The 21,824-nt window shown below is 56.8% G+C and carries 23 protein-coding genes; 9 read left to right on the top strand and 14 right to left on the bottom strand.

Annotation, left to right across the window (positions count from 1 at the left end):
* The first annotated feature begins 74 nt into the window (after nt 1–74).
* From O1723_RS11680 to mdtI, 3 genes are all read left to right on the top strand, one after another.
* Complete coding sequence (locus O1723_RS11680; RefSeq protein ID WP_086527785.1) at nt 75–245, top strand: protein YdgV; 171 nt, start codon at nt 75–77, stop codon at nt 243–245.
* Between the two features lie 119 nt (nt 246–364).
* The gene (gene mdtJ / locus O1723_RS11675; protein ID WP_023337211.1) at nt 365–727 is read left to right on the top strand and encodes a multidrug/spermidine efflux SMR transporter subunit MdtJ; all 363 of its coding nucleotides are present in this window, start codon (nt 365–367) and stop codon (nt 725–727) included.
* Nucleotides 714–1,043 carry a multidrug/spermidine efflux SMR transporter subunit MdtI gene (gene mdtI / locus O1723_RS11670; protein WP_014883622.1) on the top strand — a complete coding sequence of 110 codons (330 nt, stop codon included), beginning with the start codon at nt 714–716 and terminating at the stop codon, nt 1,041–1,043. The genes mdtJ and mdtI overlap by 14 nt, the downstream gene beginning before the upstream one ends.
* Nucleotides 1,044–1,081: 38 nt before the next feature.
* Here the strand turns inward: mdtI and O1723_RS11665 are convergent, their stop codons facing one another.
* From O1723_RS11665 to puuD, 9 genes are all read right to left on the bottom strand, one after another.
* Nucleotides 1,082–1,903 carry a trypsin-like serine peptidase gene (locus O1723_RS11665; RefSeq protein WP_014883623.1) on the bottom strand — a complete coding sequence of 274 codons (822 nt, stop codon included), beginning with the start codon at nt 1,901–1,903 and terminating at the stop codon, nt 1,082–1,084.
* A gap of 102 nt (nt 1,904–2,005) precedes the next feature.
* Nucleotides 2,006–2,089, bottom strand: coding sequence for a small membrane protein YdgU (gene ydgU / locus O1723_RS11660; protein WP_086527784.1), 84 nt, complete (start codon nt 2,087–2,089; stop codon nt 2,006–2,008).
* A 91-nt stretch (nt 2,090–2,180) separates the two neighbouring features.
* Nucleotides 2,181–2,498 carry an acid resistance repetitive basic protein Asr gene (gene asr / locus O1723_RS11655; RefSeq protein ID WP_032665469.1) on the bottom strand — a complete coding sequence of 106 codons (318 nt, stop codon included), beginning with the start codon at nt 2,496–2,498 and terminating at the stop codon, nt 2,181–2,183.
* A gap of 149 nt (nt 2,499–2,647) precedes the next feature.
* The gene (locus O1723_RS11650; protein ID WP_023337212.1) at nt 2,648–4,135 is read right to left on the bottom strand and encodes a carboxypeptidase M32; all 1,488 of its coding nucleotides are present in this window, start codon (nt 4,133–4,135) and stop codon (nt 2,648–2,650) included.
* 150 nt (nt 4,136–4,285) lie between these two features.
* On the bottom strand, nt 4,286–5,557 hold the full coding sequence (gene puuE, locus O1723_RS11645; protein ID WP_248190535.1) for a 4-aminobutyrate transaminase: 1,272 nt from the start codon (nt 5,555–5,557) through the stop codon (nt 4,286–4,288).
* 24 nt (nt 5,558–5,581) lie between these two features.
* A complete protein-coding gene (locus tag O1723_RS11640; protein WP_023337214.1) occupies nt 5,582–6,862 on the bottom strand; it encodes an NAD(P)/FAD-dependent oxidoreductase in 1,281 nt (426 codons plus the stop codon).
* Entirely contained in the window at nt 6,859–8,352 is a 1,494-nt protein-coding gene (gene puuC, locus O1723_RS11635; RefSeq protein ID WP_023337215.1) for an aldehyde dehydrogenase PuuC, read from the bottom strand. The genes O1723_RS11640 and puuC overlap by 4 nt, the downstream gene beginning before the upstream one ends.
* Nucleotides 8,353–8,507: 155 nt before the next feature.
* Complete coding sequence (gene puuR / locus O1723_RS11630) at nt 8,508–9,065, bottom strand: HTH-type transcriptional regulator PuuR (protein ID WP_013096835.1); 558 nt, start codon at nt 9,063–9,065, stop codon at nt 8,508–8,510.
* 25 nt (nt 9,066–9,090) lie between these two features.
* Complete coding sequence (puuD, locus tag O1723_RS11625; RefSeq protein WP_196238017.1) at nt 9,091–9,843, bottom strand: gamma-glutamyl-gamma-aminobutyrate hydrolase; 753 nt, start codon at nt 9,841–9,843, stop codon at nt 9,091–9,093.
* A 226-nt stretch (nt 9,844–10,069) separates the two neighbouring features.
* Here puuD and O1723_RS11620 point away from each other — a divergent pair, with 226 nt between their 5' ends.
* From O1723_RS11620 to O1723_RS11610, 3 genes are all read left to right on the top strand, one after another.
* The gene (locus O1723_RS11620; protein ID WP_023337216.1) at nt 10,070–11,488 is read left to right on the top strand and encodes a glutamine synthetase family protein; all 1,419 of its coding nucleotides are present in this window, start codon (nt 10,070–10,072) and stop codon (nt 11,486–11,488) included.
* A 172-nt stretch (nt 11,489–11,660) separates the two neighbouring features.
* Entirely contained in the window at nt 11,661–11,855 is a 195-nt protein-coding gene (locus O1723_RS11615; protein WP_023330285.1) for a YmjE family protein, read from the top strand.
* A complete protein-coding gene (locus O1723_RS11610; protein WP_014883631.1) occupies nt 11,845–13,236 on the top strand; it encodes an APC family permease in 1,392 nt (463 codons plus the stop codon). The genes O1723_RS11615 and O1723_RS11610 overlap by 11 nt, the downstream gene beginning before the upstream one ends.
* Before the next feature lie 75 nt (nt 13,237–13,311).
* On the opposite strand, the gene O1723_RS11605 is transcribed toward O1723_RS11610, so the two are convergent.
* Nucleotides 13,312–14,565, bottom strand: a complete 1,254-nt coding sequence (locus tag O1723_RS11605; RefSeq protein ID WP_023337217.1) for an MFS transporter — start codon at nt 14,563–14,565, stop codon at nt 13,312–13,314.
* Between the two features lie 121 nt (nt 14,566–14,686).
* Between O1723_RS11605 and O1723_RS11600 the strand changes: the two genes are divergently transcribed.
* The 3 genes from O1723_RS11600 to bioD all read left to right on the top strand — a co-directional run bounded on the left by O1723_RS11600 (nt 14,687) and on the right by bioD (nt 17,759).
* Entirely contained in the window at nt 14,687–15,592 is a 906-nt protein-coding gene (locus O1723_RS11600) for a LysR family transcriptional regulator (protein WP_014883633.1), read from the top strand.
* 120 nt (nt 15,593–15,712) lie between these two features.
* Nucleotides 15,713–16,933, top strand: a complete 1,221-nt coding sequence (mlc, locus tag O1723_RS11595; protein WP_023337218.1) for a sugar metabolism global transcriptional regulator Mlc — start codon at nt 15,713–15,715, stop codon at nt 16,931–16,933.
* Between the two features lie 130 nt (nt 16,934–17,063).
* A complete protein-coding gene (gene bioD, locus O1723_RS11590) occupies nt 17,064–17,759 on the top strand; it encodes a dethiobiotin synthase (RefSeq protein ID WP_014883635.1) in 696 nt (231 codons plus the stop codon).
* Here the strand turns inward: bioD and clcB are convergent.
* The 4 genes from clcB to osmX all read right to left on the bottom strand — a co-directional run bounded on the left by clcB (nt 17,694) and on the right by osmX (nt 21,810).
* The gene (clcB, locus tag O1723_RS11585) at nt 17,694–19,004 is read right to left on the bottom strand and encodes a voltage-gated ClC-type chloride channel ClcB (protein WP_479983828.1); all 1,311 of its coding nucleotides are present in this window, start codon (nt 19,002–19,004) and stop codon (nt 17,694–17,696) included. The two genes, bioD and clcB, sit on opposite strands and share 66 nt — an antisense overlap.
* A gap of 102 nt (nt 19,005–19,106) precedes the next feature.
* Nucleotides 19,107–20,255, bottom strand: coding sequence for an osmoprotectant ABC transporter ATP-binding protein OsmV (osmV, locus tag O1723_RS11580; RefSeq protein ID WP_014883637.1), 1,149 nt, complete (start codon nt 20,253–20,255; stop codon nt 19,107–19,109).
* A complete protein-coding gene (osmW, locus tag O1723_RS11575) occupies nt 20,255–20,902 on the bottom strand; it encodes an osmoprotectant ABC transporter permease OsmW (RefSeq protein WP_014883638.1) in 648 nt (215 codons plus the stop codon). Before osmW ends, osmV begins: the two co-directional genes overlap by 1 nt.
* Before the next feature lie 8 nt (nt 20,903–20,910).
* On the bottom strand, nt 20,911–21,810 hold the full coding sequence (osmX, locus tag O1723_RS11570) for an osmoprotectant ABC transporter substrate-binding protein OsmX (protein ID WP_023330290.1): 900 nt from the start codon (nt 21,808–21,810) through the stop codon (nt 20,911–20,913).
* Between the last annotated feature and the right edge of the window lie 14 nt (nt 21,811–21,824).

Below are 21,824 nucleotides of genomic sequence, written 5' to 3'. Positions count from 1 at the left end.
ACCAAAATCAAACGGTATGGGTAAAGAATTGCAAAGACTTTGAGTAAAATCCTGGCTTATGGTACAAATTTAGCGTGTTTAACTACCGAGGACAATTTTCATCCGCAAAGACGAGAAGCAACAACGCGGATAATTGTAATTTTATGGACAATGTGTTCAGGACGTATTCTTCAAACAACACCGCTGTATTTTTCACCTCCTTCTGCCTGGTTGCTGGTGAGCAACACTGGCGCACCGCCCTATAGTTATCTCTTCTGCCTGAGCTGGCGCTAAGCGCTTAGCTGTCTGATTTAATTTCATATTTTTTTTGGTTTGCCGCATGCGGCGGGCCACGATGGATTATATTCTCAAGCAGGAGAAAAACATGTTTTACTGGATTTTACTCGCTCTGGCTATTATCGCTGAGATTACCGGCACGCTGTCGATGAAGTGGGCGAGCGTCAGCGATGGCAATACCGGTTTTATTTTAATGCTGGTGATGATTTCACTTTCCTATATTTTCCTCTCATTTGCGGTGAAAAAAATTGCGCTGGGTGTGGCGTATGCGCTGTGGGAAGGGATCGGTATTTTATTGATTACGCTCTTCAGCGTCCTGATATTTGACGAAACATTAACAACAATGAAAGTCGCCGGGTTAACGACGCTGGTCGCGGGTATTGTGCTGATTAAATCAGGTACCCGTAAACCGAACAAACAGCAGAAGGAGCAGAACCATGCAACAGTTTGAATGGGTTCATGCGGCCTGGCTGGGTTTCGCCATCGTGCTGGAAATTTTCGCCAACGTTCTGCTGAAATTCTCCGACGGTTTTCGTCGTAAAGTCTATGGCCTGATGTCGATAGCCGCGGTTCTGGGGGCGTTCAGCGCCCTGTCGCAGGCGGTCAAAGGTATCGATCTTTCGGTGGCCTATGCGCTGTGGGGCGGTTTTGGTATCGCCGCCACCCTTGCCGCCGGTTGGGTACTGTTCGGCCAGCGGTTAAATAACAAAGGCTGGATAGGACTGATATTGCTGCTGGCGGGTATGGTCATGATAAAACTCGCCTGATAACCCGTTACCCCTTTTTCTCCCGCAGCCGCGCTGGCTTACTCTTGAGCCAGCGCTTCCAGCTTATCGCGAAAACCGGTGACGGATAAGGCCCGGTTATCGGCTCGCCATCGGTCTTTCGCCGCCGGAGCGGAGCTTTGAACACCAATCAATTGCCAGCCGTTATCGGTTTTCAGCATCAAGGGCGAACCACTGTCACCCGGTAATGTATCGCACTGGTGCGACAGCACGCTGGTTTGTGCCCAGCCCGTTACAACACAGTCGGTATGGGTGTAAAGCGCATCCAGATGATCGACCGGGTAGCCTGACTGCGTGACCTTACGGTCGGCGGCTTTCAGCGCGGCGGTGAGCGCCGCTTTATCTCCGTCGAATAACGGCAGTGGCGTAATGCCTGAAGGCGGGTAGCGCAGAATGATCAGGCCAAAATCCCATGACGCTGCCGCGGGCGGCACTATCCAGCCATCACCATCCGGTTTCAGTCGTTTACCCAGAGAAGGATCAACCCGGCCTTCGATGCCATGGATTTCATAGCGCCAGACACCTTTTTGCGACACAAACCGTAAGGCTACCGCTTTGTCTGGCTTTCCGTTAGGGGGCGTCAACAGGCAGTGGCCTGCCGTCAGGGCTAATTGCGGGGTGATCAACGTCGCGGTGCACAGATTGCCGCTGGCGGTTTCCAGTTGTCCAATAGCATCCCAGGGGGCCTGTGTTGGGTCGGTGACGCGAGTACGATCGTCATGACCGAAAAAAAGCGTCTTAAGCTCTTTCGCGCTAATGGCGTCATCGCCGCCATCATCCGCCTGTGAAAATCCAGAAAAAAGACCAAACGTTCCCAGCAACAACACAACAGATTTACGCATATCACACTCTGGTGGGGGTAATTATGATTATTAAAAGTGAACCCTATGAAAATACTATAGACGGGACAGCACGAAAGTGGGAGTAAAATCAGCGTGCTACAATCAGGAAAGATAAAAATGGCTTGCGATGAGCGCGCATAAAATAAGCAGGAACAGAATGAGCTCAAACCGATAGCGTCGCAGCATACGCCCTCCGGATAAAAAAACGGCGCAGAACCTTTTCCGGTTCAGCGCCGGTTTACCAACGTGCCCCGAAGGGCACGGTTAAGCTTGTACCTTACGCAGCTGGCTGAGCAGTTGGTTTAGCAGCTTCGTGTTTTACTGCTTTTTTGTGATGCTTTTTAGCGGCCTGGGCTTTCTGCTCTACAGCAGGTTTAGCGGCTTTTTTATGGTGCTTTTTAGCGGCCTGGGCTTTCTGCTCTACAGCAGGTTTAGCGGCTTTGTGGTGTTTTTTATGATGTACAGTTTTTGCTGGCGCAGCAGTGGTCGTTGCAGTTGGCGCAGCGGCCGCTGGTGCAGCAGTGGTTTCAGCAGCAAACGCAGCAGAAGACAGACCCATAGCAGCGGCAACAACCAGAGCTAATACTTTTTTCATGTTCATACCCTCGAATTTGGTTTTTCATTTAACCCCACTGCGGGGCCGTTGAAATAACTATATCCCTGTAAATTCGAGGTTTCCGTGAGTGATTGGTATCGGCGTGTAACCATATGTACAACGCCGGGGGAGTCTCCCCGGCGTTGTTATTACAAATAGCGCGAGGTGAGATGTTCGCGGAAGTAGCGGATATTCAGATCTTCGCCCGTTGCCTGGGTGATTAATTGCGACGTGCTGAAGCGGCTGCCGTGCTGCCAGATGTTCTGACGCAGCCACTCAAACAGCGCCGAAAAATCGCCCTCGGCGATAGAGGCCTGTAGTCCCGGCAGGGCGGTTTTTGCGGCATGGAACAACTGTGCAGCATACATAGCGCCCAGCGTGTATGACGGGAAATAACCAAACCCACCGTCGGTCCAGTGGATATCCTGCATACAGCCGTTGCGATAGTTGTCTTTGGTTGATAACCCGAGCCAGGCCTGCATTTTTTCATCCCACAGGGCGGGAATATCGTCCACCTCGATCTCGCCGTTAATCAGCGCACGCTCAATTTCATAGCGCAGCACCACGTGGGCCGGGTAGCTCACTTCGTCTGCATCAACGCGGATGTAACCTGGCTTAACGCGCTGATTCCATGCGATAAAGTTCTCTTCGCTGAAGGCGGCCTGGCTACCAAAGCGGGCGTGAACGGCAGGGAGCAGATGCTTCAGGAAAGCCTCGCTGCGTCCCAGCTGCATTTCAAAAAACAGGCTCTGAGATTCGTGGATGGCGGTTGAACGCGCCAGCGCCACGGGTTGTCCTGCCCAGGCTCGCGGCAGGTTTTGCTCGTAGCGCGCGTGTCCGGTTTCGTGGATCACGCCAAACAGCGCGCTGAGCAGCTCGTCCTCGTCATAGCGCGTGGTGATACGCACATCTTCCGGCACGCCGCCGCAGAACGGGTGGGCACTGACGTCCAGACGACCGCCATTAAAATCGAAGCCGAGCATCTTCATGGCTTCCAGTCCGAGTTCACGCTGGGTAGCCGTCGGGAAAGGGCCTTGTGGCGGGACGAACGACCGCTGAGCCTGTTTTTCCACCACGTTCGCCAGCAGGTCCGGCAGCCAGGTTTTCATATCACCAAACAGCACGTCCAGGCGCGCGCTGGTCATGTCCGGTTCGAAAATATCCAGCAGGGCATCGTACGGGGTACAGCCTTTGGCCTCGGCGCGAAGACGGGCTTCTTCACGGCTGAGTTTGACGACGTCTTTTAGATTGGCGGAAAAACCCTGCCAGTCGTTAGCGGGACGCTGAGTACGCCAGGCGTGCTCACACTTGCTGCCCGCCAGCGATTTGGCTTCAACCAGCGATTCCGGCAGCAGGGTCGCCTGCTGGTAGTGGCGCGTCATTTCACGCAGGTTAGCCTGTTCGACGTCATTCAGATCTTCCTCTGCCGCTGCGGTCAGCCATTCGCCCACTTTTTTATCGGTAAGGAGCTGGTGCTGCAGGACGCTCATTTCCGCCAGCGCTTCACCGCGCGCGGCACTGCCGCCGGGCGGCATCATGGTAAACATGTCCCAGCTGGCGATGGAGGAGAGATGCGAGAAGCGGGAGAGGCGCTGGAAGGTTTTCACAAGTGACTGATAGGCGGATGGATTTTGCAATTCTTATTTCCTCTTGCCAGGGATGTGTTTCAGGGAGCATACAATGAAACAGGCCAAATTCCCCAACATTTCCCACACGGAGGAAATCAATGCAGATCTCCTCCGTTGAAACCGTCGCCCGAATGCCACAGGACGGTTCTCAGTGGGCACTTATGCCTTATCACGCATAACCTGTTGCAGGATCGCCAGCGCCTGGGTGAACTGGGCATCCGGAATGGTCAACGGATAAAGGAAGCGGATCACGTTTCCGTACTGGCCGCAGATCAGTAACAGCAGGCCCCGGGAAAGTGCCTTTTGCTGAATCTCCTGCGCGATGGCGGCCGACGGTTCACGGCTCTCGGGATCAAAAAACTCTGCCGCAATCATCGATCCTCTTCCTCTAATCGCCACGAGCGCAGGGAAGGTACCCTGAATCTCCTCCAGCGTGGCGCTCAGTCGATCGCCCAGGTGACAGGCGCGCGCGCACAGTGACTCGTTGTCGATAATATTCAGCACCGCGTGCGCGGCGGCCACCGCAAGCGGATTGCCTGCATAGGTTCCCCCGAGTCCACCGGGGGCTGGTGCATCCATGATCTCAGCGCGGCCCACCACGCCGGACAGCGGCATTCCGCCTGCCAGGCTTTTGGCCATCGTCATCAGGTCAGGCTTGTCAGCGTAGTGGTCCATGGCAAACAGCTTACCGGTACGGGCGAAACCGCTCTGCACTTCATCGGCAATCATCACGATCCCGTGCTCATCACAGATGCGGCGGATGGCGGCCACCAGCTCTGGCGGCGCGACGTTGAATCCGCCTTCACCCTGAATGGGTTCAAAAATAATCGCCGCTACCTGTTTCGCCTCAATATCTGCTTTGAACAGGCGCTCAATCGCCGTGATGGCATCCTGCGTCGTGATGCCGTGCAGCTCGGAGGGATACGGTACGTGATAAACCGACCCGGGGAAGGGGCCAAATCCCAGCTTATAAGGCGCGACCTTGCCGGTTAACGCCATGGCCATATAGGTTCGGCCGTGAAAACCTCCCCCAAAGGCAATCACGCCAGGCCTGCCGGTGTGGGCCCGGGCGATTTTAATGGCATTTTCCACCGCTTCCGCGCCCGTCGTGAAGAACGCGGTTTTAGCCGGGCCCTGTACCGGGGCCAGCTCGTTAAGTTTTTCGGCCAGGGAAACGTAGCTTTCATATGGCACAATCTGGTAGGCCGTGTGGGTGAACTGGTGCAGCTGTTTTTCCACTGCGGCCACCATTTCAGGATGACGATGGCCGGTATTCAGTACCGCGATCCCGGCGGCGAAATCAATATAGTCATTGCCTTCCACGTCGGTAAGCGTGGCATTCTCCGCCGTGCGGGCAAAGAAATTACACATTACGCCTACGCCGCGCGGGGTGGCCGAAAGTCTGCGCTGATGAAATTCCTGGTTACTCATGTCAGATACCCTTTTGTCGAATGATCAAACGCCAAGACGATCGCGCAGGCTGTAATACGCCGCGCCCATCGCCGTAAATGGAATCCGCAGGCTGCGACCGCCCGGGAAGGGGTAGTGCGGGAGGTTGGCAAACGCATCAAAGCGCTCTGCGTCACCGCGCAGCAGTTCCGAAATCAGCCGTCCGGCCAGGTGGGTGCAGGTCACGCCGTGGCCGCTGTAGCCCTGCATGTAGTAGATGTTTTTATCCAGACGACCAAACTGCGGCATGCGCGACAGGGTCAGCAGGAAGTTGCCCGTCCAGCGGTAGTCGATTTTGACCCCTGCCAGCTGAGGGAAGGTTTTCAGCAGCTTTGGCATCACCAGACGCTCGACATCGTCCGGATCGCGCGCGCCATAGACTACGCCACCGCCGTACAGCAGGCGGTTGTCGGCGGTGAGCCGGTAGTAGTCCAGCAGGTAGTTGCAATCTTCAACACAGTAGTTATTGGGGATTAGCGTGCGGACGACCTCTTCCGGCAGCGGGGCGGTGGTCACCACCTGGGTCCCGCAGGGCATGCTGCGTTTTGCCAGTTCTGGTTCGACCTTATCGCCCAGATAGGCATTTCCGGCGACGATCACATAGCGGGCCGTCACCTGACCATGCTGCGTGCTTACCACAGCCGGGCTGGTGTGCTGAATGGCGGTCACCGGGGATTGTTCATACACCCGCCCGCCGTTAAGGCGAATGGCGTCCGCTTCGCCGATCGCCATGTTGAGCGGATGAATATGTCCCCCGCTGCGGTCCAGCAGCGCGCCGGTATAGCGTTCGCTGTCGACTTCCCGGCGGATCGCGCTGGCATCCAGCAACTCCAGCTGCGTGTTGCCGTAGCGTTCCCAGTTGGCTTTTTGCTCTTCCAGCGTCTCCAGCTGCTTATGGTTCAGGGCAACAAACAGCCCGCCGGGACGATAGTCGCATTGGATCTGATAGCGCTGAATACGCTCCCGGATGATTTCCCCGCCTTCAAACATCATGCTCCCAAGGACTTTGGCAGCATCGGGGCCATAGTTTTTCTCAATCACGTCGATATCGCGGCTGTAGGAGTTAACCAGCTGGCCGCCGTTGCGTCCGCTGGCACCGAAGCCGATCCGCGCCCCTTCAAGGAGCACCACGTCGTAGCCCATTTCAGCGAGATGCAGTGCGGAGGAGAGGCCGGTATAGCCGCCGCCTACCACGCACACGTCACAGCTGATTGATTCGCTAAGCGTCGGGAATGGTTCGTACGCGTTCGCGCTGGCCGCATAATAGCTGGTGGTATGTTCGGTCATGATTGAGGCTCCAGGGCAATCCAGATGGTTTTCAGTTCGGTAAATTTTTCCAGCGCGTGCAGAGACTTATCGCGGCCGTTGCCGCTCTGCTTATAGCCACCAAACGGTACGGTCATATCCCCGTCGTTATAGTTATTGACGAAGACCGAGCCTGCTTTCAGGCGACGGCTCATGCGGTGTGCGCGGGAGAGGTCGCGTGTCCATACCGCCGCGCCAAGCCCATATTCACTGTCGTTGGCCAGCGTTAAGGCTTCCTCTTCGGTTTTAAAACGGGTGACGACCAGAACAGGCCCGAAAATCTCTTCCCGGCACAGCGGGGAGGCAGGGTCGATGTCGACAAAAATGGTTGGACCTACCGCAGAAGGCCAGGATTGTGCCCGCCCGTCCAGCAGCAGCGTACCTTTCCGGGCGCCCTCGCGAATAAACGTGTGAACGGTATCGGCGTGCGCGGCGTCGATGAGCATTCCCATCGTGCTGTCGGGATCGAGCGGATCGCCCGGCTGCCAGTGGCGGGCCTGCACTTTCAGCTTTGCCAGAAAGTCATCGGCGATGCTCTCCTCAAGCAGCAGGCGGGTCCCGGCGATACACACTTGCCCCTGGTTATAAAAAATCCCGGCGGCGGTCGCGCTCACGGCCTTGTCCAGGTCCGGACAGTCGGCAAAGACAATGTTGGCGCTCTTGCCGCCAGCCTCCAGCCAGACGCGCTTCATGTTGCTTTCGCCTGCGTCCTTCAACAGCTGTTTGCCGGTACGGGTAGAGCCGGTAAACGTCAGCACCTCAACGTCCGGATGCAGAGCCAGTGCCTGTCCCGCTTCGTGGCCGTAACCGCTTATCACGTTCAGCACGCCGTCCGGCAGGCCCGCCTCTTTCGCCAGCCCGGCCAGCCGCAGGGCGGTGAGGGGCGATTTTTCGGACGGTTTCAATACCACGCTATTGCCCGCGATCAGCGCCGGGCCCAGCTTCCAGCAGGCCAGCAGCAGCGGGAAGTTCCAGGGGACGATGGCGGCGACAACCCCGATCGGCTCGCGCACAATCATCGCCAGCTCGTCCGGCCCCGTAGGCGCCACTTCGCCGTAGACTTTATCCGCCGCTTCGGCGTACCAGCGAATGGCGCGCGCCGCGCCGGGAATATCGTCGCGCAGGCTGTGGCGGATGGGTTTACCGGTGTCCAGGGTTTCCAGTAAGGCCAGCTCTTCGCCGTGGCGTTCCATCAAATCGGCGAACTTATTGAGAACGTATTTGCGCTGCGCCGGAGACGCCTGCGACCAGTCGCCACGGTCAAATACCTCACGCGCAGCCTGAACCGCGCGGTCTACGTCCGCCTGCTTGCCCCGGGCCACATTCGCCAGCGTCTGACGGGTAGCGGGGTTGACGGTTTCAAACGTGGCCTTATCGGCGGCGTCACAATAGGCACCGTTAATAAATAACCGGGTCTCAATGGCACTGTTTTTTGCTTTATCCTGCCAGTAAGTCAGGTGCTGAAAATGCATATTCACTCCTTTCTTTCGCAATCAGATAAATAAAGGCATGGCCGTTTCAGGCAATACGAAGCCGTGAGGCATCCCGGGGATTAACCCGTAAAATGCCGACATTGATCGTTTTTATTTGCCCCGGCGTAAGTCTTTACGCCGGGGCTGAGTGGTCATCAGAACGTGGTGGGGGTGTGGGCACTGATAATGCGGCAGATGCCTGCCGAGGTATTGCTGAAGCTGTGCGGTATGCCGGTATTAATGGCATAGCTTTGCCCCGCAACCAGGTGATAAGGCTGGCCATTAATGGTCAGCACAATTTCACCTTCCAGTATCGTACCGATCTCCTCACCCTGATGTTTGATCCTCTCTCCGGTCGTGGTTCCAGGCTGGTAAGTTTCAAAAATCATCGCCAGCGTACGGTTCGGATTTCCGTTGTGAACCAGCTTCATCGAAACCCCCTGACTGCCTATTTCGATAAGGTCTTCCTGATTAATAACCACCTGCGGTTCATCAGGTTTTTCCGGTTCCGAAAAGAATTCCGAGAGCGACAGCCCATAGACTTTCAGCAGCTTCTGAAGCGTACTGATGGCAGGACTGACTTTATCCTGCTCGATGGTGCTGATGGCACTGTGTGTTAACCCAGACAGTTCGGCGGCACGCCGCTGCGAGAGACCCAGTTGCTGGCGGATCTCAGACAGACGTTTCCCTGGCGCCAGTCCGTCATCGCTCATAGTTGCATTTCCTTTACGGTAGTGGTCAAAGTCGTTGCTTCTCGGCAATGTGGCTTTGACAGGCGGTGATAAAACCTTCAAACAACATACGTGACAGGGCGTACTCGCTGCTGTTCCATTCGGGGTGCCATTGCACGCCGAGGGCAAAAGGATGGTCATGCACGCTGACCGCTTCAACCAGCCCGTCCGTCGAGCGGGCCTCCACGCGAAGCCGTGGTCCTAACGTTCGTGCACCTTGCCCGTGTAACGAGTTTACCCAAAATGTGTTACAGCCTGGTATTAATTGAGACAGCAGTCCTCCCTCCTGAACCTGAACTTCATGAGACGGGGCGTATTGTAGCTCAACCGGCAGTTCAGGATCTTCCCGGTGCTCAAGCAGGTCATTCTGCTCGAACAGGCGACGATACAGCGTCCCTCCCGTCGCAACAACCAGTTCCTGCAGCCCCCGGCAGATGGCGAAAATGGGGATGCGCCTTTCGAGCGCGGCGGCAATCAGCGCCATACTCAGAAGATCACGCCCGGGATCGGCGTCAGGCTCATCGCCGTTTTCACCATAAAGGTGCGGCTGCACGTTACTTGGGCTGCCCGGCAGGTAAATCCCGTCCAGGGTTGGCAGCAGAGTGGTAAGCAACTCTGGCTCTGCCAGCGCATGCGGTAAGGCAATGGGTAAGCCCCCCGCATTGATAATGGCATTCAGGTACTTTTCTTGCAGGGTCTGGGTCTCATGACCCTTAAGCCTGTTTCTGCACATCACCACGCCAATGACTGGCTTGTTCATTATATTTTCCATGATCGCCCTCACAAAGTGGACTAAATTTAGGCCAGTTTCACCTGTAAAACGGCCTTTTCGTTCAATATTTTCTCAATCTAGCAACGAGATCTGCCTTTTGCAAACTTAATTTAACATTTGACAAACAATTTATTTGCATACAGATTCGATAGGGTGGACATTATATTTGACAGTCCTGAGCAGCGAACGCAAATCCCAAAAACGGTGGTAAATCATGGAAACCAATATCGTAGAAGTTGAGAACTTTGTTCACTACACGGATGAGAGGCGGGGCAGCGCCTTTACGCAGGAGGTGAAGCGCTATTTAGAACAGTATCCGAACACCCAGTTTATTGATGTCCTCCTGACCGATTTGAACGGCTGTTTTCGCGGTAAACGTATTCCGGTTGCCGGACTGAACAAACTCGAAAAAGGCTGCTATTTCCCGGCGTCGGTGTTCGCCATGGATATTTTGGGTAATGTGGTGGAAGAGGCGGGCCTGGGGCAGGAGCTCGGCGAGCCTGACTGTGTTTGTGTGCCGGTGCCGGGCACCCTGACACCGTCCGCCGCGGACCCGGAATACATTGGTCAGGTGCAGCTCACCATGGTCGATGAAGATGGCGCTCCCTTTGACGTTGAGCCGCGGAACGTACTCAACCGGCTCTGGCAGCAGTTGCGCCAGCGCGGTCTGTTCCCCGTGGTAGCGGTAGAGCTGGAGTTCTATTTACTTGATCGGAATCGCGATGCCGAGGGCTATCTGCAGCCACCCTGCGCGCCGGGCACCGACGTGCGTAACACGCAAAGCCAGGTCTACTCGGTTGATAATCTCAACCACTTTGCTGACGTGCTGAACGACATTGACGAACTGGCGCAGCTGCAGTTGATCCCCGCGGATGGCGCAGTGGCTGAGGCCTCGCCGGGTCAGTTTGAAATTAACCTGCACCATACGGAAAACGTGCTTGATGCCTGTGATGATGCGCTGGCGCTAAAACGTATCGTCAGGCAGATGGCAGAAAAACATAAGATGCATGCCACGTTTATGGCGAAGCCGTATGAAGAGCATGCGGGCAGCGGGATGCATATCCACATCAGTATGCAAAACAACAGAGGCGAAAACGTGCTCGCGGACGCCAGCGGCGAGGATTCCGCGCTGCTGAAACGCGCGCTGGCCGGGATGATCGACCTGATGCCAGCGTCCATGGCGCTGCTGGCACCGAACGTCAACTCGTACCGCCGTTTCCAGCCGGGTATGTATGTGCCGACGCAGGCGTCATGGGGACACAACAACCGCACGGTTGCCCTGCGTATTCCCTGCGGCGATCGCCATAACCATCGTGTCGAATACCGGGTGGCAGGGGCAGACGCGAATCCGTATCTGGTGATGGCGGCGATTTTTGCCGGCATTCTGCACGGGCTGGATAACGATTTACCGCTGCAGGAAGAGGTTGAAGGCAATGGCCTGGAGCAGGACGGCCTGCCGTTTCCGATTCGTCAGAGTGATGCGCTGTGGGAGTTTATGCAAAACGATCGCCTCCGCGAGCGGCTGGGCGAGCGTTTCTGCCACGTGTATCACGCCTGCAAAAATGATGAATTACTGCAGTTTGAACGCCTGATTACCGAAACAGAAATCGAGTGGATGTTGAAAAACGCCTGATAACGTGCCCCGGTAAGGGGCCGCTTTGTTTCATCTCATACGTATCACCATACGGCCTGCGCGGAGCCTGGCCGAACTGTTCGCTGGCACGCCAGCTATCTCCCGGGAGTCGCGTTATGGAGCGCAGGCGGCACAGGGACTTTCTTAACGACACTGTGTGACGAGGTAGGAAATGATGCAGATGTTCAACTATCCGCAGGGCGAAGGAGGCCAGTCAGGCTTCCATGGTGAATGCGAGCCAGAGACGGTGCGCTGGTACGGTCGCGTTTGTTCTTCACAACTTCCCCCTTTGCTAAGCAGGTTTGCGTTAAGGTCAACGCGATTGCAAACCACGGTAAGCATGGGGGGGACGGTGTATGGCGACTAACACGTCTCTTGACGCGCCGGGCATGGCCGGCAGAACCCGACTGCGCAGTTCCCTTAAGCTCTGGCAGGTGGTGATGATGGGGCTGGCTTACCTCACCCCCATGACCGTGTTTGATACCTTCGGTATTGTGTCCGGTATCAGCAACGGCCACGTGCCCGCCTCGTATCTCCTGGCGCTGGCTGGCGTCATGTTTACCGCCATCAGCTACGGTAAACTGGTACGGCAGTTCCCGGAAGCGGGCTCCGCGTATACCTACACGCAGAAATCGATTGGACCCCACGTGGGCTTTATGGTCGGCTGGTCATCGTTGCTGGACTATCTCTTCCTGCCGATGATCAACGTGCTGCTGGCGAAGATCTACCTTTCCGCGATGTTCCCTGAGGTCCCGCCGTGGGTCTGGGTGGTGGGGTTTGTGACGATCCTGACGCTGGCGAATCTGAAGAGTGTTAACCTGGTCGCCAACTTTAATACCCTGTTTGTGCTGGTGCAGGTCGCGATTATGGTGGTGTTTGTCATCCTCGTGGTGCATGGCTTGCACAAGGGAGAAGGGGTCGGCACCGTCTGGTCGCTGCAGCCGTTTATCAGCGAGAACGCACATCTGATCCCTATTATTACCGGCGCGACCATCGTCTGCTTCTCTTTCCTCGGCTTTGATGCGGTTACCACGCTTTCGGAAGAGACGCCAAACGCGGCACGGGTCATTCCCAAAGCCATTTTCCTGACCGCGCTGTACGGCGGGCTGATATTCATTATTGCCTCGTTCTTCATGCAGCTCTTTTTCCCAACCATCGCGCGCTTCAAGAACCCGGATGCCGCGCTGCCGGAAATAGCACTGTACGTGGGCGGTAAGCTCTTCCAGTCGGTGTTTTTATGTACCACCTTTGTCAATACGCTGGCTTCGGGCCTGGCCTCGCACGCCAGCGTCTCGCGGTTATTGTATGTGATGGGGCGTGACAACGTCTTTCCGGAGCGGGTGTTTGGTTATGTGCATCCGAAATGGCGTACCCCGGCCCTGAACGTCATTATGGTGGGGATAGTGGCCCTGTCGGCGCTGTACTTTGACCTCGTGACCGCAACGGCGCTGATCAACTTTGGCGCACTGGTGGCGTTTACGTTTGTTAACCTCTCGGTGTACAACCATTTCTGGCGGCGTAAGGGGCTGAACAAAACGTGGAAAGATCGTTTCCACTATCTCCTGCTGCCGCTTATTGGGGCGGTAACGGTCGGCGTGCTGTGGATAAACCTCGAAGCGACGTCCCTGACGCTTGGCCTCATCTGGGCGGCACTGGGGATCCTTTACCTGACATGGCTAACGCGCCGTTTCCGAAAACCGCCTCCGCAGTTTGAAGCCGGTAAGATAGAGCAGGCCTGGGATTCCTGAACGATAAACGGCACCAGTACGCTGGTGCCGTTTAGGTCGCTCGTACGTCTTACCGGACATCAGCCCGCACGTTTATTATCTCAACCGTTGATGAAGACTTGCCCCCACCAGCAGCGCGGCACAAAGCATCAGGGCGATAAACCCGCCCACGCCGTTCCAGCCGTAGTGATGCCAGAACACGCCGCCCAGCGTCCCGGCGATGCTGGATCCCAGGTAATAGCTAAACAGGTACAGCGACGATGCCTGTCCTTTGGCTCGACGCGCGCGCGGGCCAATCCAGCTGCTGGCGACCGAGTGCGCGGCGAAGAACCCGGCGGAGAAGAGCAGCATCCCGGCAAAAATCAGCCACAGTGAGGAGAAGAGCGTCAACAGCAGGCCGAGCAGCATTACCGCTGTGAAGACCAGCATGACCGGCCCGCGGCCGAAGCGTGCGGTCATCGCCCCGGCTTTCGGCGAACTCCACGTGCCGGTGAGATAAGCCACAGAAAGCAAACCGACCATGGCCTGATTCAGATGCCACGGCGAAAGCATCAGGCGATAGCCAATATAGTTAAACAACGTGACGAATGACCCCATCAGCAGGAAGCCCATCAGGAACAGGCGTGGCAACCCTTTATCACGCCAGTGCAAACGGAAGTTAATAAACAGCGTTTTCGGGCGCAGAGAAATCGGGCGGAAATGGCGTGATTCCGGCAGGATTTTCCAGAACATCAGTGCAGATGCCAGCGCGAAACACCCGATAACCGCCAGCGCAATACGCCAGCTAAAGAAGTCCGTAAAGACCCCGCTCAGCAGACGCCCACTCATGCCGCCAATTGAATTCCCGCTGATGTACAGCCCCATCGAAAAGGCAACGAAGCTCGGATGGATCTCTTCGCTGAGATAGGTCATCCCGACCGCGGCCACGCCGCTGAGCGACAGCCCGATCAGCGCTCGCATCACCAGAATGCCGTGCCAGCTGGTCATCATGGTCGAGAGCAACGTACAGACCGAGGCCAGCATCAGGGCAGTGACCATCACCGGTTTACGGCCAATGGCGTCGGACAAAGGGCCGGTAAAGAGCAGGCCAATTGCCAGCATCGCGGTTGAAATCGAGAGCGAAACGCTGCTGCTGGCGGGCGATACGCCAAACTCATGGGAGAGAACGGGGAGGATCGGCTGAACGCAGTAGAGCAGGGCAAACGTGGCCAGACCGGCCGAAAAGAGCGCCAGGGTAACGCGCATAAATTGGGGAGTACCACGTTTAATGAACTGAACCGGCTGCGATGCTACGGGTAAATCATTGATATCGCTGGCCGGAGAGATATCAATGGAGGTTGTACGACTCACACAGTTTCCTTGCTTAAACATCCCCGTGATTTCGGGTGACGGGTATGACCACACGATCAGGGTAGGAAAATGTAAATATTCTGTCTAATATATTAATTATCTCAAATGATACTTTAAAAATATGAATATCGAACTGCGTCATCTTCGCTATTTTGTCGCCGTTGCTGAGGAGCTGCATTTTGGCCGCGCGGCGGCACGGCTGAATATCTCTCAGCCCCCGTTAAGCCAGCAGATTCAAATCCTCGAACAGCAGGTGGGCGCGCGCCTTCTGGCCCGCACCAACCGCAGCGTGAGCCTGACGGCGGCGGGTAAGCAGTTTCTGACCGACAGCCGACAAATCCTGAGCATGGTTGATGACGCCGCCGCCCGTGCAGAGCGGCTTTACCTCGGAGAAGCCGGTGAGCTGCGAATCGGGTTCACGTCGTCCGCGCCCTTTATCAGCGCCGTCTCCCAGACGCTTTCCTCATTCCGCCGCCATTTCCCGGATGTGCATATTCAGACGCGCGAAATTAATACCCGCGAGCAAATTGCACCGCTGAATGAAGGCGCACTGGATTTGGGGTTGATGCGGAATACGCAGCTGCCGGACACGCTGGCGTGGCAGGTGATTCTGCATGAACCCCTGATGGCTATGATCCCCCTTGACCACCCGCTGGCCTCGCGTCCGGCGGTATCGCTCGCAGAGCTGGCAAAAGAACCCTTTGTCTTTTTTGATCCTCAGGTCGGAACGGGCCTGTATGACGACATTCTGGGACTGATGCGTCGCTACGATCTTGCTCCGGTTATCACCCAGGAGGTGGGCGAGGCGATGACCATTATTGGGCTGGTCGCCGCCGGACTGGGGGTCTCTATTCTTCCGGCCTCCTTTAAACGGGTACAACTGCGCGAAATGCGCTGGGTTCCCATCGCCGAAGAGGATGCCGTTTCCGAGATGTGGCTGGTCTGGTCAAAACATCGTGAACAGAGCCACGCCGCGCAGCGCTTCAAACAGCAGTTAATCAGCGCTTCAGGTGGGCAAAACCGGTAGGGAAAAGGGATAAAAATGTGCGGTAAATCACAGAGCTAAGTAAATATTTGACGACAGCTATGGAAGTGCTTCACCATAGCCCAAAGTTTATTTCGAAGCTCGAAAATAAGGGAGTACGAGGTGGTTGCTGATAGTCAGCCAGGGCACATTGATCAGATTAAGCAGACCAACGCTGGCGCGGTATACCGCCTGATTGATCAGCTTGGTCCGGTTTCGCGTATCGATCTTTCGCGCCTGGCACAGCTGGCACCTGCCAGTATCACCAAGATTGTCCGTGAAATGCTGGAAGCGCACCTGGTCCAGGAGACGGAAATTCAGGAGCCGGGCAGCCGTGGCCGTCCGGCGGTCGGGCTGGTGGTTGAGACGGAAGCATGGCATTACCTGTCACTGCGCATCAGTCGCGGGGAGATCTTCCTCGCGCTGCGCGATCTGAGCAGCAAACTGGTGGTGGAGGATCGGCTTGAGCTGCCGCTCAACGCGGAACAATCGCTCCTCGATGCCATTGTCTCCCATATCGATAACTTCTTTATCCGCCATCAGCAGCGGCTGGAACGCTTAACGGCAATCGCTATCACCATGCCGGGCATTATTGATACCGAAAACGGCATCGTGCACCGCATGCCGTTTTACGACGATGTCAAAGAGATGCCGCTGGGAGAGGTGCTGAAAAACCATACCGGCGTGCCGGTCTATATTCAGCATGACATCAGTGCCTGGACCATGGCGGAGGCCCTGTTTGGCGCGTCGCGCGGTGCGCGTGATGTGATTCAGGTGGTGATCGACCATAACGTTGGGGCGGGTGTCATCACCGACGGACGTCTTCTTCACGCCGGGAGCAGCAGCCTGGTGGAAATCGGGCACACTCAGGTCGACCCATACGGGAAGCGCTGTTACTGCGGGAACCATGGCTGCCTGGAGACTATTGCCAGTGTAGAAAGCGTGCTGGAGCTGGCGCAGGTCAGGCTCAGCCAGTCCATGAGCTCCTCGCTGCACGGCCAACCCTTAACGGTCGATTCCCTCTGCGCCGCCGCGCGTCAGGGAGATTTGCTGGCGAAGGATATTATTACCGGGGTGGGGAATAACGTTGGCCGCATCCTGGCGATTATGGTGAACCTCTTTAACCCGCAAAAAATCCTGATTGGCTCCCCGCTCAGCCAGGCGGCGGAGATCCTCTTTCCGGCGATCTCGGCCTGTATCCATCAGCAGTCGCTTCCCGCCTACAGCAAGAATATTGTGGTGGAAAGCACCCAATTCTCTAACCAGGGCACCATGGCAGGTGCGGCGCTGGTCAAAGATGCCATGTATAACGGCTCGCTGCTTATCCGCCTGCTACAGGGTTAACTCTTTTCCGCAGATGTACGAAAAATTGCGCTATCTCAAGCCGGGTAGCGCACGCATCCCGTAGACTTCCTCCACTGAATTATTTACCTGGTTTATATTTTCGAAGCATACCCAAGAGGTGGAGTGAGTCATGCTTAAGCGTTTCTTTGTTACTGGTACAGATACCTCTGTCGGCAAGACCGTCGTATCCCGCGCATTGCTGCAGGCGCTTGCAGCAAGCGGTAAACGCGTGGCAGGGTACAAACCGGTCGCAAAAGGGAGTAAAGAGACGCCAGAGGGATTGCGTAATAAAGACGCCCTGGTGCTGCAAAGCGTCTCGTCGCTGGAACTGCCTTATCAGGCGGTCAATCCCATTGCCTTAAGCGAAGAGGAGAGCAGCGTGGCGCACAGCGGTCTGATTAATTATCCCCTGCTGTCCGATGGGCTGGCGAACCTGAGCGAGAAGGTTGATCACGTGGTGGTCGAAGGGACGGGCGGCTGGCGCAGCCTGATGAATGATTTGCGTCCGCTCTCTGAGTGGGTCGTCCAGGAACAGCTTCCGGTGGTGATGGTGGTGGGTATCCAGGAAGGGTGCATCAACCATGCGCTACTGACAGCGCAGGCGATTGCCAATGACGGCCTGCCGCTGGTGGGCTGGGTGGCAAACCGTATTAACCCGGGCCTGGCGCACTACGCGGAGATCATCGACGTGCTGAGCGCCAAACTGCCTGGGCCGCTGGTGGGTGAGCTGCCTTATCTGCCTCGTGCCGAGCAGCGCGAGTTAGCGCAGTACATCGATCTCTCTGCCCTCGGCGGCGTGTTGGCCGTAGATCGAGTCGTGGCGTAACGTCCGCGACAGCACGGACGCCACCACACAGGCGACCAGTAAACCGGGCAGTAAAACATACTGTCCGGTCATTTCACAGACCATCAGCGCCGACATAATGGGCGCATGCGTGGTCGCAGCAAGTAGCGTTGCCATTCCCGCCAGTCCCAGCAATATTGCCGTCTCTGAACCCGGTAACCACAGCGCGAAAAGCTGCGCAAACAGCATCCCCGTCGCCATGCCGACAAACAGCGTGGGCGTAAACACGCCGCCTGGCGCACCCGAACCGCTGCTGGCCAGTACCGCCAGCAATTTACAGATAAACACTCCGGCAATCACCGACAGCAGCGGCGGGGCGAGCAGAAAAGCCTGAACCACGCTGTAGCCATTCCCCCATACCTTCGGCGTAATGAGGGACAGCAGCCCGACGATCAACCCCCCCAGCGCCAGCTGCCACGGCGGCGAAAGTTTGAGACGCAGAAACAGTCCGTGGCTAAACGTCATCAGCCACATCAACAGGGGGCCGCAAAGACCTGCCAGCAGACCCATGGCGACCAGCAGGGCATAATCTGTCGCGGTCAGTATGCCGCTCAGATGGACTTCATAGAGCGTGCTGGCGCCGGGTGCCAGCACGCGGGTGGTCAGAAGCGCCACCACCGCCGCAATAACCACGGGGCCGAGTGAGGCCAGCATGAGCGTGCCAAACAGAATCTCTGCAATAAACAGGCTTCCGGCTAAGGGGGCATGATAAGCGCTGGACATCCCGGCCGCGGCACCACAGGCGATCCAGAGCTTCCATTCGGATTTGGGCGTAAAACGGCGAGCGAAAAAGGAGGCGGCGAGAGCGGCAAGTAGGATCATGGCCCCTTCGCGCCCGATGGCGCTTCCGCTGGCGACGACCAGCAGCGACGCCAGGGATTTTACAAGGCTGGCACCGTAATCAAACTGGCCGTCCCCGGTCTCCAGCGCCTCCATGTAATCGGTTGGTGCGTGAGGGCGCTGGGCGGTCAGTCGTTGCCATCCCCAGAGCAGTACCCCGGCGGCCAGCCCACCCAGCGCAGGCGTCAGCGCGCGCCGCCAGGACGAGAGCGATGCGGCGGCATTCACCAGGCTATCGCTGTCGTTGCTGAGAAGCAGCCACTCCAGCAGGTACATGCTGTGACGAAACACCGCAACGGCCAGCGCCGCCAGCACGCCGGTGACGGTGGCAATCAACAGTCGGCGAAACATCGCCCGGATGTCGGGGTAAGCATGAAGACGTTGCATGGGTCGCGATTACAGGGGAACGATACAATATTGTGGCGGGAAATCGCGGGGTTAGCAAAAGGTATGCGTGCGAAAGCGCCGGGCGAGGCCCGGCCAGAAGGGTTAACTGTCGCTATGAATATTCAGTGCCCGACGCGTACGCCCGGAACTCAGGTACTCGGCAATATAGTCCTGCGAAATCTCGCCGTTGTAACGCCCGTCCTCATCCACGATCGGCATCCAGCTGGTATTGCTTTCATACAGACGTGACAACACGACGCGCAGGTTGTCTTCCGCCTTGCCGGTCATGCGGAACGGATGCAGGATGTCGGCACAGGTACCGCTGGCGTTGCGCGCTTCGCGACGTTTCACAAAGCCGAGCGGTTTTCCGTGCTCGTCGACCACGGTAATTGCGCGAATGTCATTGTCGTCCATCGTGGCAAAGGCTTCAGGAAGCGGCGTAGAGCTCCGCGCCGTAATGGTCGGCTGCTGGTCGGTGACGTCGCCTGCGGAGACCAGCAGCAGCCGCTTCAGCGTCCTGTCCTGACCAACAAACGAGCCGACAAATTCATTGGCCGGTTTTGCCAGCAGTTCATCCGGGCTGGCGCACTGCACGATTTTCCCCTGACGGAAGACTGCGATTCGGTCGCCGAGCTTCAGGGCTTCATCAATATCGTGGCTGACCAGCATCACCGTTTTCTTCAGCTTGCGCTGCATCTCCAGGAACTGGTTCTGGATCACCTCGCGGTTGATTGGGTCCACCGCGCCGAACGGTTCATCCATCAGCAGTACCGGAGGATCCGCCGCCAGGGCGCGGATGACGCCGATACGCTGCTGCTGGCCGCCGGACATCTCGCGCGGATAGCGGCTAAGAAACTTACGCGGATCCATTGCCACCATATCCATCAGCTCTTCGGCGCGGGTTTTGCAGCGCGCTTTATCCCAGCCCAGCATGCGCGGTACAACGGTGATGTTCTCTTCGATAGTCATGTTCGGGAACAGGCCAATCTGCTGGATCACGTAGCCAATATTGCGGCGCAGGGTCACCGTGTCCATCCCGCTGGTGTCTTCACCGTTAATGAGGATTGTTCCGCTGCTGGGTGTGATAAGGCGGTTAATCATCTTCAGGGTCGTGGTTTTCCCACAGCCGGAAGGGCCGAGCAGGACACACATTTCCCCTTCGGGGACGTTCAGGTTGACGTTATCGACGGCCTTAAAGGTCTGGCCATGCTTCTGTGAAAAGTGTTTGGTGAGGTTTTCCAGTTTTATCATTATCGAATCCCCTTTGGAGTCAGAACCACCTGCAAACGGTGCAGCAGCCAGTCGAGCACAATAGCTAAAAGACAAATCATCAGCGCGCCCGCAATCAACATGCGAATATCACTTCCGCCAATACCGTTGAGCAGCAGCAGGCCCAGGCCACCCGCGCCGATTACCGCGGCAATCGCCATCACGCCAATATTCATGACGACGGCGGTACGGATCCCACCGAAAATTACCGGCAGCGCCATCGGGATTTCCACCCAGCGCAGACGCTGCCAGAAGGTCATGCCGATGCCCCGTCCGGCTTCACGCAGCCCCGGCGGCAGGCTGTCGAGCGCCGTATGGGTGTTACGTACAATCGGCAGCAGCGAGTAGAGAAACACCGCCGTAATCGCGGGCAGGGCGCCGATACCCTGACCGATCAGCGAAAAGAGCGGGATCATCAGACCAAACAGGGCGATGGACGGAATGGTCAGCACGATGGTAGCGATGCCCAGTACTGGCGTTGCCAGCCATTTATGACGGACAATCAGAACGCCCAGCGGGACGCCGATGAGGATGGCTAAACCCACGGCCAGCGCCACCAGCCACAGGTGCTGCAGCGTCAGGGTTAACAGATAGTCCCAGTTATCCAGGATGTAGTGAACGGTATCCATAGCGCCTCCTACAGCAACTGTTTGCTACGCAGGAAATCACGGGCGACCTGCTGCGGTGACTGATGGTCGATATCCACCTTCTTGTTCAGGTCGGTGATAACGTCGTTGTTGAGCTGGGCGGAGAGGGTATTGAGCGCCTCTTCCAGACCCGGATTAGCCTCCAGCGTGTCTTTACGCACCACCGGAGTGACCGCATAGCTCGGGAAGAAGCCTTTATCATCTTCCAGCACCTTCAGGTCAAAGCCCTTCACGCGCCCGTCGGTGGTGTAAATCAGACCGGCGTCGACAAAGCCGTCGCGCACCGCGTTATAGACCAGTCCCGGGTCCATCTGACGGATCTGCGGGCGGTCCAGCGTCATGTTATAGGCGGCCTGCAGCGGCTTCATGCCGTCGCTGCGCCCGGCAAATTCCAGGTCCAGGCCCAGCAGCCAGTTTTTGTCCGGGTTGGTTTGACGGATCTGCTCAATCTTCGCCACCATCTCTGACATGGTGTTGATGTGTTCCGCCTCGGCGCGCTTGCGCTGCATGGCGAAAGCATAGGTATTGTTCATGTCAGCGGGCTTAAGCCATACCAGACCGTGCTTTGCGTCCAGGCGTTTCACCGTCTCGTAAGACTCCTGCGGCGACATGCGTTTGTTGATGTGGTTAAAGATGATTAATGACGTGCCGGTGTACTCCCAGGTCATATCGATCTGTTTGTTGATCATCGCGTTACGGGAAATCACCGTGGCGATATTGGTTTGCGGCTGTACATGGAATCCTTTCTTCTGTAAATACTGCACGGTCATTGCCGAGAGAATATGCTGCTCGGTAAAGCTTTTGGTTGCCAGGATCAGCGGGGCTGCCATTGCCTGGCTGGTGAAGAGCGCCGCGGCGCACAGCGCCGTCAGGCCGGAAAACAGTCTCATAAAAGCTCCTTGTT

The sequence above is a fragment of the Enterobacter cloacae complex sp. HYC080_NIDB genome, from assembly GCF_056673325.1.
Note: the sequence above shows the minus strand (reverse complement) of the source record. Positions and strands in the feature narration are given on the sequence as shown.